Raw genomic sequence first — 13,879 nt, 5'->3', positions numbered from 1 at the left:
AAGATATCTCGACGGGTACAGAGATATTAGGGTTATCACTGATGCTATTCAACTTTATCTTTATGATGAGATTCATTCATACTGGTGATAACTTAGGCGCTTGCCTTCCAAACCATGGCTTCCGACACCTTCAATCCCCTCAATTTCCGGACGCTGGACCTGAACCTGCTCCGTGTGTTCGACGAGGTCATGGCCGAGCGCAGCCTGACGCGGGCCGCGCGCAACCTGTCGCTGACCCAGCCCGCCGTCAGCAATGCGCTGCGCCGGCTGCGCGAGACCCTGGGCGACGAGCTGGTGCAGCGCAGCGGCCAGGGCATGGCGCCCACACCACGCGCCCTGGCCATCTGGCCGGCCGTGCGCGAGGCGCTGCAGCAGTTGCAGGAGTCGCTGGTCCCCAACGAATTTGTGCCCGGGCAAGCCAGCACCACCTTTGTGCTGGCCATGGCCGACGCCACCGCGGCCGAGCTGATGCCCGGTCTGGTCGAAACGCTGGAGCGCGAAGCCCCGGGCGTGTCGATCCGGGTGGTGCCGCTCACCACCCGCGACCCTCGGCGCCTGCTGGACGAAGAAACCTGCGACCTGGCCATTGGCTACTTCCCCTCGCTGCTGGCCGACCTGACGGCCAGCGAGCAAAGCGGGGAGCCGCTGCCGTTTTCGCATCAGCGGCTCTATGACGGCGAATATGTCTGCGTCATGCGCAAGGACCACGCGCTGGCCACCGGCCCCTTCTCACTCAACCGTTTTTGCGCCGCGCGCCATATGCTGGTGAGTTTTTCGGGCCGGCCCTACGGGTTTATCGACGAAGCCCTGGCCTCGCTGGGACGCAAGCGGCAGGTCGTGCTCACCGTCAACCAGTTCTTCACCGCCGGCCGCGTGGTGGCCAACTCCAACCTGCTGACAGTGTTGCCACGCCACTTTGTGCGCGTGACCGGCATTGCCGAGCAGCTGGTGCTGCGCCCCTTGCCTTTTGACGTCTCGCCGGTGCATGTGGACGCGGTGTGGCACCGCCGCTCCCGCCAGCGCAGCGCGCACATGTGGCTGAGGAAGGCGGTGGTGCGCGCCGCCGACCAGGCGTTTTCTGCCTGAGCCCCTCTACGCTTCTATTACAGATGACATGGTGAGGCGCTTGCGTGCCCGGCGGTACATCAGCTAAGCTGGCCCCGCTCGTTCCAGGACGGGACCACAACAACCATGCCAGTCCGAGGGATCCCTTCCGTGACAACACGTCCGAATTTCCGTCTGTGCCCGCTGAGCGCATCCCTTGTCCTGGTCGGCCTGCTCGCGGCGCCCGGCAGCGGCATCGCCCAAAGCACTGACTGGAGCGCCGGCGCCGGAGGCAACTGGAGCACCGGCGGCAACTGGACCAGCGGCGTGCCCACCGGGGCGACTGCCGCGCGCCTGACCAATGCCGGCGACCAGGCCACCCTGAACGCGGGCGGCGCGGCGCAGTCGCTGGACGTGCAAAGCAGCGGTGAGGTCATCGTCGGCGCGGGCGGGTCGCTGGCCGTCGGCGACCTCATCAGCCTGGGAACGACCACCGGCGGTGGCGTCGCCAGGCTCACCATCCAGGGAGGCGGCACGGTAAGCGCCGCCCATCTTTTCGCGGGTGACGGACTCCGGCAGGGCATTGTCACGGTCACCGGCGCGGGCTCCAGCCTCACGCTCGCGCCGATCGGCCTGGGGCAGGCGCAGCGCTTTGAGATAGGCGGCAACGGCGCGGGCGAGCTGCACATTGATGCGGGCGCCAACGTCACGGTGAACGGCACGCGTACCCTGCATGTAGGCGACACGGCCAACGGCACTCTTTTCATCGGCAGCGGCGCGGGCGCCGGCACGCTCACGGCCGATAGCGTCATCCTGGGCACGGCGGGCTCCTCCGTGCAGTTCAACCACACCGGCACCACGACGTTCTCGGCTGCTGTTTCCGGTGACGGCTCCCTGGCCAAGACCGGGGCCGGCACCACCATCCTGGCAGGCGCCAACACCTATACCGGCGGCACCACCATCAACGCGGGAACACTGCAAGGCGACAGCACCAGCCTGCAAGGCAACATCACCAACAACGCCACCCTCATATTCAACCAGGCGGCCAACGGCAGCTACGCAGGCGCCATGAGCGGCACAGGCACCCTGACCAAGACGGGCGCCGGCAATCTGGTGCTGACCGGCGTCAACAGCTACAACGGCGGCACCTCGGTCAATGCCGGCACGCTGTCGGTCAACGGCAGCATCACCAACTCGGCCGTCAGCGTCAACAACGGCGGCACGCTCGGCGGCAGCGGCACGGTGGGAAGCGCCACCATCGCAGCGGGCGGCGTGCTGGCGCCGGGAAACTCCATCGGCACGCTGACGGTCAACGGCAATCTGAGCTTCGCGGCGGGTTCCGTCTACCGCGTCGAAGTGGACCCGGCCGGCAACAGCGACCGCATCAACGCCACGGGCACCGCCACCCTCAATGGCGGAACGGTCGATGTCCAAGCCGGCGTCGGCAGCTACTCGCTGAGCACCCGGTACACCATCCTCAACGCGGCGGGCGGCCGCACCGGGGCTTTTGCGGGCGTCACCTCCAACCTGGCCTTCCTGACGCCGTCGCTGGCCTATGACGCCAACAATGTCTTCCTGACCCTGGCGCGCAACAACACCAGCTACGCCAGCATAGGCCAGACGCCCAACCAGATCGCCACGGGAACAGCCCTGCAAAATGCGGTGGCCGGGGCCGGCGGCGACATGGGCACCGTGCTGGCCGCCGTCGATAGCACGTCCGCGCCGCAGGCACGCGCCGCATTTGACGCCGCCAGCGGCGCCGGCATCGTGGAACTGCGCCGCGCCTCCGCCGGCTTTGCCGCCAGCCTCGGCAACCAGTTGCAGGCTCGCCTGCGTGCGGCACAAGGCCGAGGCACCGGCACGCTGGCGAACTCCTTCACCGACCGGCCGCTTCTGCTGGCCGCCAACGACACGCTGTCCGACCTGATGGCGCCGGTGTCCGACATGCCCGAACGGAAGTTTTCGCTCACCGGCAATGCGCCGGCGCTGCCCGCCGCTTCGGATGCGGGCCGGGGCCTCTGGGCGCGCGGCTATGGCGGCTATAGCCGCACCGACGCTGACGGCAACGCGGCGGCCAGCCGCCTGCGCAGCTCGGGCCTGAGCATTGGCTTTGATGCTGAGGGCAGCGAGGGCTTGCGTTTAGGCGTGGCCGCGAGCATCGGCACTGCCCGCCTGTCCACCGACAACAACGAGACCGGCAAGACACGCGGCACCGCGCTTGCGGTCTATGGCGGCTACGCCGTCGATGCCTGGAACTTCAACGGCTCGGTCGGCATGAGTTGGGGCAAAAATCACATGGACCGCGGCATCGCCTTCGGAACGCTGAGCCGCACGGCCAGCGGCGACTTCGACAGCGAGACGCTCTCGGCTTACGGCGAGGCCACTTATTCACTCCCCATGGACGGCTGGACGCTGCAGCCGCTGGCCGGGCTCTCGCTCAGCAAAAACAAGGCGGACGGCTTTACGGAAACGGGGGCAGGCGCGCTGAACCTGCAAGTGGCGAGCCAAACCACCCACTCATCCAAATCAATCCTGGGCGCCAGGGCCTTCTTTGACATGGGCCGCATCCGCCTGGAGCCCCGCGTGGTCTGGGCCCATGAATTCGGCGACCTGAACATGCCGATGACGGCGCAGCTCCAGGGCGCGACCACGGCTTCACCGTTCCAGATTTCGGGTGCGGCACTGAAGCGGGACACGCTGATCCTCGGGCTGGGTGCGAGCGGCAGCCTAGGCAAGGGAGTTGATCTCTTCGCAGACATACAAGCCGAGTTCAACGCGGCCCAGCGCAACGTGGCAATGCTGGTGGGATTGCGCAACCGCTGGTAAACGGCAAGCCGCCGCGGTCCGGGTTCAGGCTCCGGGCGCTTTCCGGGGCATGCTTTTTGCGTATGGCTCTGCACACACACTGTCTGCAGGAGCCCCGAATGTCCCAGCCTGAATTTCCCTTGCTCCGTCGCCGCAGCGCACTGAAGTGGCTCGCCGGTGGCGCGGCCTCCCTCGCCCTGCCCGCTTTCGCGGCCTGGCCCGACAAGCCCATCAAGATCGTGGTGACCTTCCCGGCCGGCGGCGCCAGCGACATCGTGGCGCGCCTCATGGCCGAACACCTCGGCAAAAAGCTGGGCCAGGCGGTGGTGGTGGACAACCGCCCCGGCGCGGGCGGCAGCGTGGGCGGGCTGGTGGTGGCGCAGGCGCCGGCGGACGGCTACACGCTGATGCTGAGCAATTCGACGCCGGTGTCCATAGGCCCTTTCGCGCTCGAAAAACAGCCCTACGACCCGGTCGAGGGCTTCACCCATATCGCGCTGATCGGCAACGCCCCTTGCGTGGTCATGGCGAACCCGCATGTGCCTATCAAGACCATCACGGATGTGGAATCACAGGCGCGCAAGACGGGCCGGCTGGACTTCGGTTCGGGCGGCCCGGCATCCATAGGCCATATCTACGGCGAGCTGATGAAAAAAGCCATGGGCGTGAACCTGCAGCACATTCCCTACCGCGGCGGTGCGCCCATGACGACCGACCTGATCGCCGGCGTGATCCCGGTGGGCATTGATGTGCTGACGGCTTTTGTGCCCTATTTCAAGAGCGGGCAGCTGGTGCCGCTGGCGGTGACCTCGGCGGCGCGTTCACCGCTGGTGCCCGAGGTGCCCAGCGTGCTCGAGTTCGGCTACCGCAAGCTGGTGCTGGACAACTTCTTCGGCCTGAGCGGTCCGGCGCACATGCCGGCCGACACGGTGGCGCGGCTGAACGCCGTGTGCAACGAAATCCTTGCCACCGCGGAAGTCAAAAAGAAAATGCTGGAATTGGGCATCACCACCCAGGCCATGAGCCCGGCCGCGTTTGGCGGCTTCGTCAAGGACCAGGTCGCGGTGCTGGCGCCCGCCGTGAAGGGCTCGGGGGTGAAACTCTGAAAGGCGGCGCGCCGGTTTCGGCGGCCGAGAGCATCAGCGAACCACGCTGAGATAGGCGTAGGCGGCGGTACGCAGTTCCTGGGCTTGCTGCGGGTTGCGGCCGGCACGGGCTTCGGCGCGCTCCATCAGGTTGTGGGCCACGCCGTTGATGGGGGCCACGCCGGCGGCGGAAGGCAGGAAACGTGCAATTTGGGCAAACAGGCTATACATGTCGAAAGTCACCCATGGGTGGGTGAAAAGTTGCGGTGAATCAAGAATAAGGGTTTTCCCTAGGGTTTCAACCCTAAGACAGGCCCCATCCCATGCAAAACATGCATAGTTTGATCCGCTGGCCCACATAGCCGGGGTTTTACGGGAGGAAGTCACGCCCGCGATGCGGCTATGCTCCCAGCATGTCCGCCCCCTCCCCCGCATCGACGACGGCTGTGACGCCTGTTTCGCTGCCGGGCGAGGAACTGCTGCGGCAAATCGCCGCCAACATCGACGCCATGCTCTGGTCCTGGGACCCGGCCGGCGGCCGCATCACTTACACCAATCCGGCTTTCGAGATGTTCTGGGGCCAGTCGGCCGACAAGCTGGCGGGCGATCCCTGGCAATGGCTGGAGCAGGTCGACCCGGCGGACCGCGACCGGGTGCGGCAGCTTCAGCTGGCCGCCGTCAAGCGCAGCGAGGAATACCGCGTGCGCAGGCCGAACGGTGACGTCGCCCGGCTGAGCCAGCGCGCGCTGCCCATCCACAGCCCCTCTGGGCAGCTGCTGCGCGTCATCCACCTGGCCAACAACATCACCTGGCAGCTCGACACCTCCAAGCAGCTGCGCGTGGAAATCGGCCGGCGCACCGACTCCGAGGCCAAATACCGCGCGGTGGTGGAAAACGTCAGCGAGGGCATCCTGGTCACGGCGGGCGGGCGCATCCTCTATGCGAATCCGAAGGCGCTGAAATTGACCGCGCTGGACGAAGCCACCGCCAAGTCGCGGCCCTTCATCGAATTCATCCACCCCGACGACCGCGAGCGGGTGCTGGACAACCATCTGAGGCGCCTGCGCGGCGAGACGGTTGAAAACCACTACCAGTTCCGCGTGCAGCACAGCCAGAGCGTCACGCGCTGGCTGGAAATCAGCGCGGTGAGGTTCGAGTGGGAGGGCACGCCGGCCACGCTGAACTTCCTGACCGACGTGACGCTCAAGCGCCAGGCCGAGGAAGACATGCTCAAGGCGCTGACGCACGAGCGCGAGCTGTCGGAGCTCAAGTCGCGCTTTGTCGCGGTCACCTCGCACGAATTCCGCACGCCGCTGGCCGCCATCCTGTCGTCCGTCGAACTGCTCGATGCCTACGGCGCGAGCTTTCCGGCCGAGGAACGCCGCGAGCTGCTGGGCCAGATCAAGACCGCCGTCGCGCGCATGAGCAACATGGTGGAGCAGGTTCTGCTGACCAGCCGCCTGGAACTGGGCAAGTTCAGGTTTGAACCCGCGCCGCTGGTGGTGCCCGACTGGCTGGTGCAGGTGATGGCCGAGCTCGAGCGCGGCAACCCGCAGGCCGCGCGCGTATCCCTCACCTGCGACGGGCTGGACGCGCCGCGCACAGCGGACCAGCAGTTGCTGCGCCATATCGTGGTCAACCTGCTGGGCAACGCGCTCAAGTATTCGGACCCGGACACGCCGGTGAAGTTTGCAGTGCGCGGCGTGGGCGAGCAGATCCACCTGCGCATCAGCGACCAGGGCATCGGCATTCCTGAGGCCGATCTGCCGCGCCTGTTCGGCAGCTTTCACCGCGGCACCAACGTCGGCAATATTTCCGGCACCGGCATAGGCCTGCACATCGTCAAGGAATGCGTGGATCTGCACCGTGGCGAAATCGAGGTCAGCAGCCGGCCGGGGCAGGGCACGAGCTTCACGGTGCGGCTGGCGGCGCCGCCGGCCTGACGATCCGCGCCCGTGCCGGGCAGGGCTAGTCGGCTATCTCGAACTGCGGATTCCACGCGACCTCCCAGAGATGGCCGTCTGGATCCTGGAAGTAGCCGGCATAGCCACCGTAAAAGGTCGTGCCTGCCGGCTTGGTGATCACGGCGCCGGCTTTTTCAGCCTCTGCCATCACGGCGTCGACCTCTTGCCGCGAGGCCACGTTGTGCGCCAATGAAAACGCCGGCGCCCCGGGCTGCGATACCGCCAAGCCCGTGTCGTGCGCCAGGCTGGCACGCGGCCACAGGGCCAGCTTGAGGCCCGGCTGCAAGTCGATGAACACCACCGCGCCGTGCTCGAATTCTTCACCCACGATGCCGGGCGTTGCCAGCCCCAGGCCGTCACGGTAAAAAGCCAGCGCGCGCTTGAGATCGTCAACGCCCAGTGTGATCAAGGTGATGCGGGGTTTCATCAAGATTTCCTTCTGTGATACATCAGCGCCGCCGTGATGCAAAACACCAGGGCTTCACGCGGCACCGTATCGGCACTATCCAGCACGATGGCGCGGTTGCCTTCGTAGCGCAACTCCACCGGGAACAATGTACGGAAGGTATCGACCAGTGTGGTCTTGCAGTTGAAGTAAAGCGCGTACTGCGACGGGCTGGATTTGACCGGGCCCAGGCGCAAGGTGCTGCCGCTTTTGCTGGCCGAGGTGAGGTAGGCCGGCTCGCCCCACTTGAGTGTTTCCTCGATCTCGCCGACACCGGGCGTGGCGGCCGCGGTGTCCAGGATCAGGCGGCGCAACACCAGCAGCTTGCGCCGCAGCGACGGGGGATAGGCCGCAAAGACGCGTGCGACGTCGGCGTTCTCGATGTCTTTCACAAGCAGCTCCTGTTGTGCCCATCTCCATCTCTATCTCTATCTCTATCTCTATCTGCTTCCGGCCTGCGAAATCTAGCACGGGCGCAAGGCCGGCAGCGTCTTCCCGCACAATCAGCGGGTGAACATCCAGCTCCTGTCCGACCTTCATCTCGAATCCAACCCGAATTTCACGGCCCAGCCCGTGCCCGGCGCCGACCTGCTGGTGCTGGCCGGCGACATCGGCTCCTACCAGCAAGGTTCGCTGCTGGCTGAACGGGACATCGCCGACTTCGGCCTGGCGCGGTTTTCACCCTTGCCCGCGGACCAGGGCGGCGCGGGTTGGCCGACGCCGGTGTTCTTCCTGCCCGGCAACCACGAATATGACGGCCTGGACTTTGACGCCACCCATGCGCGGCTGCGCGAGACCTGCGAGCGGCTGGGCATGGTCTGGCTGGAGCAGGAGACCGTGGTGCTGCGGGGCGTGCGCTTTGTCGGCAGCACGCTGTGGACCGACTTCGACGCCCTGAGCGCAGGCCAGGCGCAGGACGCCGATATCACACTGGGCGAGCAGCTGAAGGCACGCGAAAAAGCTTTCCGCGCGGCCAATTTTTACCTGAGCAAAAACCATTCATTCAGGAATGGCCAGCCGCTGCTGGCAGCCGAGGTGCGCGAGCAGGGCCTGAAAAGCCAGGCCTGGCTGCGGCAGGCCCTGGCCCAGCCCTTTGAGGGTCCCACGGTCGCGGTGACACATTTCGCGCCCAGCCTGCTGAGCGCCGACCCGCGCTACGGCCTGGCGCCGGGCACGGCGGGTTTTTGCAACGCGCTCGATGAGCTGCTGCCGCTGGCCGGCCTGTGGCTGCACGGCCATTTGCATTGCGCGATCGACTACACCAGCCGCGGCTGCCGCGTCGTGGCCAACCCGCTGGGCTATGCGCGCAAGGGCGAGCAAGAGGGATTTTTGCCCGAACTGCTGATCCCCATCGGCCAATAGCATTCGTATGGGAGGGCGGCCAGCACGCCGCTGCTGACTAAAGTCGTAGCGCGCGCGGCGTGCGTGGCGGTCCCTCTTTTTCTTTGGAACTTCCCGCGCGCCGCGCAACCCAACCAGGATCGGCAATGCGGGGCCAAGCGTGTCAAGCAGTGATAACACTTTGTTCCAATTGTTGATTTGCGCGCTGTTCGGCTTGCAGGTATCTTGCTTGAAGGGTTCATGCAGGACTTCCTGTACCGCACCCGAATCGGGGAGAGCACTATGAAAAGCAATGTGTCCTATCTTGGCGCCTGGCTTGCCGCCGCCGGCCTGGCATTTGCACTCGCGTTCGCGGCGCCCAATGACTCCAGCGTGATGGGCCGCCTGCCCGCTTTCATGGCGCAGACCCTGCTGCGACAGCCAGTCACCGTGCCCGAAGGACTCCCGTCGGACCGCACCCTGGCGCTGATCACCTTCAAGCGTGGCCAGCGAGCCGACGTCGAGAGCTGGATCCAGGGCATGAACCTCAGGAACGACCCATCGATCACCTGGATGCGCATGCCGGTGCTTAACGACCCGGGCACGCTGACGGGCCGCAGCGCGGTTGAAGACCGGCTGCTGCAGCACTACACGGCCGATACCGAGCGGGCCAAGATGGTGCCGGTATTCACCGATCGCGCCAGTTTTGTGCGCTCCGCCGGCCTGGCCAGTACCGACCAGGTCTACGCTGTGGTGGTCAACCGCCAGGGCGAGGTGCTGGCGCGGGTCGAGGGCCAGTTTGATGCCGACAAGGCACAGACCCTGCGCGAAACTCTGCGGTCGCAGAGTTTCTAGCCGTGGCCCCCACGCTCCCCCACTTCGAGCCTGCGGCGGGTCCCTGCCCCTTGCACGTGGAAAGGGGCCTCCCGTCTGCCGCCCGGCAAAGCCGGTTCCACGGCTCGTGCTGGGCTTAAGAGTTCTTTGGGCGCGTAGGGATCTTTCACCAGCAGGGGCCGCGGGACTGGCCTTGCCAGACCGCAGGCGCCGCCCCCTAAAGGGGGGAACACGCTACACGCAGTGAGCTTGGACGGGGGTATTACACACTTTCCGGGCTTAGGGTGAAATAGAAAGTCGCGCCCTTACCCGGCTCGGACTTGGCCCACACCTTGCCGCCGTGCCGCGCGATGATGCGGTGCACCGTGGCCAGGCCGACGCCGGTGCCGGAGAACTCCGACGGCGTGTGCAGGCGCTGGAAGACGCCGAACAGCTTCTCGGCATAGGCCATGTCAAACCCCGCCCCCTGATCGCGCACGAAGTACACCGTCTCGCCGGCCTCGCTGGTCTCGCGGCCGAAGCTGATCTCGGTATGGGTCTGCCTGGCGCTGAACTTCCAGGCGTTGCCCAGCAGGTTGTCGAGTACCTGCTTGAGCAGCCTGGGATCGCCCGGCCCCGTGACGCCGGGCTCGACATGCAGCCGCGCGTCGCGGCCGGGATCGCGCTCGCGGTAGCCGGCCAACAGGCTCTCGGCGAGCGCGCTCAGGTCAACGCGCTCCCAGCGCAGGCTGGAACGCGACACCTGCGCCAGCGCGAGCATGGCGTCGATCAGCTCGCCCATTTGTGAAACACCCGCGCGTATGCGCGCCAGGTAATGCCGGCTGCGTTCGGTCAAAGGGGTGTTTTCCGCCTTGGCCATGGTCCGCTCGAGCAGATCGCTAAAGCCGTCCACCGCGCTCAGCGGGCTGCGCAAGTCATGCGACACCGAATAGGAGAACGCCTCCAGCTCCTTGTTGGCGAATTCAAGCTGTGCGGTGCGCTGCTGCACCCGCTCCTCAAGGCTGGCATTAAGGCGCAGGATTTCCTCGCGCGCGCGCTTGCGTTCGCGGATGTTGGTGTTGATGCCCAGCACCCCGTTGACCTTCCCCTGCTCATCGCGCACCACCGTCCAGCGCGCTTCTATGCACACCGTCGAACCATCGCGCGCGCGTTGCTCGAGCTCGCCGCTCCAGTCGCCCTCGTTGGCCAGGGTCTTGGTCATGCTGTCCAGAAGCACCTGCGGATCGGGGTACATGAGCTCCTCCATGGTCTTGCCCAGCACCTCCTCGGCCGTCCAGCCGTAGAGGCGCTCGGCGCCCTTGTTCCAGAAGCGTATGGTCCGGTCGAGGTTGCGGACCATGATGGCGTCCTGCGCCCGGTCCAGCAGCGAGGCCTGCTCGCGCACCTTGATGACGGCCTGCCGCTCGGCCTCCTGGCTGCGCTGGCGTTCCAGGCGGGCGCGCAGGCTGACGATGCCGAAGGCCAGGTTGTCGGCAAGCTCCTGCAGCAGCTTGATTTCATCGGCGCTGAATATCTGCGCCTCGCCCGAATACAGGCACAGCACGCCGAAGCTTCGGGGCCCGTCGCGCAGCGGCAGGCAGATCGCGCTCAGGAAACCGCGCTCCAGCGCATGGGCATGCCAGTAGAACTTGTTGTCGACCCGGCTGATGTCGCCGGTCTGCTGGGCTTGCCCACTGCGCACGGCCTGGCCCGCCGGGCCCTGGCCGGTGGCGTCATCATCGCGCCAGCTCAGGCGGATCGCCGCGAGATAGCCGTTTTCGTCGCCGGCATGGGCCATGGGCAGGATACTGCGCTCCGCGTCGTCCTGCGCATAACCGACCCAGGCCATGCGGTAGCCGCCCACGTCGACGGCCACGCGGCACACCTCGGCCAGCAGCCCCGCTTCCTCGTCCATGCGGTTGATGGCGACGCTGGAGCGGCTCAGCATCTGCAGGGCCCGGTTGGTGCTGGCCAGCGCCAGGTCGGCCAGTTTGCGGTCGGTGATGTCGCGCGCCGTGCCCACCACGCGTTCCAGCTCGCCCGAAGCGTTCATGACCGGGTAGGCGTGGTCGCGTATCCACAGGATCCTGCCGTCCGCGGAGCGGATGCGGTATTCGATATCCGAGGCCTGTCCGGTGCGGTTGCGCTTCCTGGCCTCTTTGAGCAGGTGGTTGTCCTCGGGCAGCGTGACCTCGGCGTACGAGAGAGGGTCGGCATAAAGGCTTTCGCGGCTGCGGCCCCAGACCCTTTCATAGCCGGGGCTGACATACAGCGGGCGGCCGGTGTGCGGGTCGACGATATAGAAAACGTCGTGGATGTTTTCCGCCAGTTCGCGAAAGCGCGCCTCGCTGCTGATCAGGGCCGCCTCGGCGCGCGCGCGCGCCAGCGCGATGCCGGCCAGCCGTGCCGCGATATTGATCAGCTCGAGTTCCGCGGGCTGGGGCCTGCAGGGGTAGGCGCGGTAGATCGCGAAGGTCGCGAGCACCTCGCCGTCGTTGGACACCACCGGCATGGACCAGCAGGCCCGCAGCCCGTGCTCGCGCATCAGCTCGCGGTAGTCCTGCATCAGCGGGTCGATCTGCGTGTCTTCCACCACCACCAGGTGGTTGCGGTAGGCGGCGGTGCCGCAGGCCCCCACGCCCTCGCCGATGGGCAGGCCTTCGATGGCCTGGTTGTAGCGCTCGGGCAGGCTGGGCGCGGCGCCCAGGCGCAGCTTCCCGTCCTCGGCCAGCAGGATGGAGCACAGGCTGTCCGGCGAGCTGTCTTCAATCAGGCGCACCACGGCTTCCAGCGATTGCGCCAGGGGCGCACCGCCGGCGATCAACGCCAGCACCTGCTCCTGCGCGTGGGCGAAGTTTTCCGCCGCCTTCTGGGCGGTGATGTCGTTGAACACGGTGACGCCGCCCTTCATCACGCCGGCGGCATCGCGCAGCGGCCGGGTGCTCAGGCGCAGTATCCGGTCTTCCGCGCCGGCCCGGCGAAACACCACATCCCAGTTGTCGATGGTGATGCCGCGCGCAGCCTGCGACAGCGGCCGCTCCGACTCGGCATAGGCGGTCTTGCCGTCAAGCATCAAGAGCTGGTGGCCGCGGCGCCAATTTTCCAATCGCATGCCGGGATCCGGCGCCCCGTTGAACAGCTCGCGTGCCGTGGCGTTGAACAGCAGGAAGCGGCCCTCGGTGTCCACGGCGATCACGCCTTCGTTCATGCTGTTGAGGATGAGGTCCAGCAGGGTGCGCTCCTTGTCCACGCGCTCCAGCATGGCGTCGAGCTCCCGCTGCCGCGCCTGCAGCGCTTCGGCCATGCGGTTGAAGGTGCGCCCGATCTCGCCGAGTTCGCCCTGGTACAGGGGCCCCAGCCTGACGCGCGCGTCGAGATTGCCCTGGGCCACCTCGTTGGCCTCTTTCAGGATCGCCTTGGCGGGGTTGACGATGACCTGATTGCCCGTCCACCAGGCGCAGCCCACGCCAAACAGTGCCACGGCCATCAGCCCCAGCAACTCAATGGCAAGGTCCTGGCGGCTGGGCGCCGCGATCATGGTTTGCGGAACGCTGACCGCCGCGAACAGGCCTTCGCCATCGCCCCCCGGCACGGGCGCCGTGGCATACACCCGCTGCGCACCCTGCGCGTCCGCCGCCTGTTGCACGCCTTGCCGGCGCTCCCGCACGGCCTGCTGCACGACGGGATCCGGATGCGGTTTGCCCAGCCAGGACGGCGCCGGCGGGGATATGGCCAGCACCGTACCGTCTCGGTCCAGCACTGCCAGGCGCGCGCCAGACATGGAGGGTCCATCTGTCAGCGGTTTCGCCAGGGCTGGCAGGCCCAGCACCCCGAAAGCCACACCGCTGATGGCCCCAGCCTCGTTGCGCACGGGCACGGCGAAGCCTATGCCGGGATGCCCGCTGGCGCGGCCCACGGCATAACGGCCGACCGCGAAGCGCTGGCCCGCCATGACCTGCTGGAAAAAAGGCCGGTCATCGACACGCAGGTCTTTGGCCACGCCCAACGCGCCGCACAGCAATCTTCCGTCGGGCGCGGCAAGGCCCAGGTTGGTGAACTCGGGGTGCTCCGCATGGAGATTTTTCATGTGCTTGTCGCACAGGCCTGGCGCGGGGTTCTTGATGTGCGGCCCGCTGGCAATGCCGCTCAGCAGGTCGCGGACCATGTCCACGGTACGTTGCTCACGGGCAGTGAGCATCAGGACATCCGACAACAGGTCGGACTGCGCCAGCCGCAACGCGGCCTGCTGGCTCTGTTTGGCGGAATACACAAGCAGGCCGAAGACGGGGAGCAGCGCGAGCAGCACCAGCATCACCAGACGGGTACGCAGTCCCAGCCATCCCAGCATTCGGATTACCTTATGCCTTTCACGCCACGCTGCAACCTGCCTCGCATGGCCTTTG

Annotated in this window: 10 protein-coding genes; 6 read left to right on the top strand and 4 right to left on the bottom strand. The window is 66.6% G+C overall.

The annotated features are described in order from the left end of the window. The first annotated feature begins 114 nt into the window (after positions 1 to 114). The 3 genes from ACEN8I_RS18105 to ACEN8I_RS18095 all read left to right on the top strand — a co-directional run bounded on the left by ACEN8I_RS18105 (position 115) and on the right by ACEN8I_RS18095 (position 4,955). The gene (locus ACEN8I_RS18105; protein ID WP_413329962.1) at positions 115 to 1,086 is read left to right on the top strand and encodes a LysR family transcriptional regulator; all 972 of its coding nucleotides are present in this window, start codon (positions 115 to 117) and stop codon (positions 1,084 to 1,086) included. Positions 1,087 to 1,215: 129 nt separating this feature from the next. Further along, on the top strand, positions 1,216 to 3,870 hold the full coding sequence (locus ACEN8I_RS18100; RefSeq protein ID WP_413329961.1) for an autotransporter domain-containing protein: 2,655 nt from the start codon (positions 1,216 to 1,218) through the stop codon (positions 3,868 to 3,870). Positions 3,871 to 3,968: 98 nt separating this feature from the next. Next, positions 3,969 to 4,955 (top strand): Bug family tripartite tricarboxylate transporter substrate binding protein, encoded by a 987-nt coding sequence (locus ACEN8I_RS18095; RefSeq protein WP_413329960.1) that lies wholly within the window; start codon positions 3,969 to 3,971, stop codon positions 4,953 to 4,955. A 33-nt stretch (positions 4,956 to 4,988) separates the two neighbouring features. On the opposite strand, the gene ACEN8I_RS18090 is transcribed toward ACEN8I_RS18095, so the two are convergent. Beyond that, complete coding sequence (locus tag ACEN8I_RS18090; protein ID WP_413329959.1) at positions 4,989 to 5,165, bottom strand: hypothetical protein; 177 nt, start codon at positions 5,163 to 5,165, stop codon at positions 4,989 to 4,991. Between the two features lie 182 nt (positions 5,166 to 5,347). On the opposite strand from ACEN8I_RS18090, the gene ACEN8I_RS18085 reads away from it, so the two are divergent. Beyond that, on the top strand, positions 5,348 to 6,877 hold the full coding sequence (locus tag ACEN8I_RS18085) for a PAS domain S-box protein (RefSeq protein ID WP_413329958.1): 1,530 nt from the start codon (positions 5,348 to 5,350) through the stop codon (positions 6,875 to 6,877). A 25-nt stretch (positions 6,878 to 6,902) separates the two neighbouring features. On the opposite strand, the gene ACEN8I_RS18080 is transcribed toward ACEN8I_RS18085, so the two are convergent. Then, positions 6,903 to 7,325 (bottom strand): VOC family protein, encoded by a 423-nt coding sequence (locus ACEN8I_RS18080; RefSeq protein ID WP_413329957.1) that lies wholly within the window; start codon positions 7,323 to 7,325, stop codon positions 6,903 to 6,905. After that, positions 7,325 to 7,735 (bottom strand): DUF1801 domain-containing protein, encoded by a 411-nt coding sequence (locus ACEN8I_RS18075; protein WP_413329956.1) that lies wholly within the window; start codon positions 7,733 to 7,735, stop codon positions 7,325 to 7,327. Before ACEN8I_RS18075 ends, ACEN8I_RS18080 begins: the two co-directional genes overlap by 1 nt. A 118-nt stretch (positions 7,736 to 7,853) precedes the next feature. Here ACEN8I_RS18075 and ACEN8I_RS18070 point away from each other — a divergent pair, with 118 nt between their 5' ends. Together ACEN8I_RS18070 and ACEN8I_RS18065 are read left to right on the top strand one after the other, a co-directional pair. Next, the gene (locus ACEN8I_RS18070; RefSeq protein WP_413329955.1) at positions 7,854 to 8,705 is read left to right on the top strand and encodes a metallophosphoesterase; all 852 of its coding nucleotides are present in this window, start codon (positions 7,854 to 7,856) and stop codon (positions 8,703 to 8,705) included. Between the two features lie 261 nt (positions 8,706 to 8,966). Further along, positions 8,967 to 9,518 (top strand): hypothetical protein, encoded by a 552-nt coding sequence (locus tag ACEN8I_RS18065; RefSeq protein ID WP_413329954.1) that lies wholly within the window; start codon positions 8,967 to 8,969, stop codon positions 9,516 to 9,518. 241 nt (positions 9,519 to 9,759) lie between these two features. Here the strand turns inward: ACEN8I_RS18065 and ACEN8I_RS18060 are convergent, their stop codons facing one another. Continuing rightward, the gene (locus tag ACEN8I_RS18060; protein WP_413329953.1) at positions 9,760 to 13,824 is read right to left on the bottom strand and encodes a PAS domain S-box protein; all 4,065 of its coding nucleotides are present in this window, start codon (positions 13,822 to 13,824) and stop codon (positions 9,760 to 9,762) included. Positions 13,825 to 13,879 lie beyond the last annotated feature (55 nt).

It is taken from the genome of Polaromonas sp. CT11-55 (assembly GCF_047303325.1).
In the GTDB taxonomy this organism is placed as follows: domain Bacteria; phylum Pseudomonadota; class Gammaproteobacteria; order Burkholderiales; family Burkholderiaceae_C; genus Polaromonas.
This window is presented reverse-complemented; position numbering and strand designations above follow the sequence as displayed.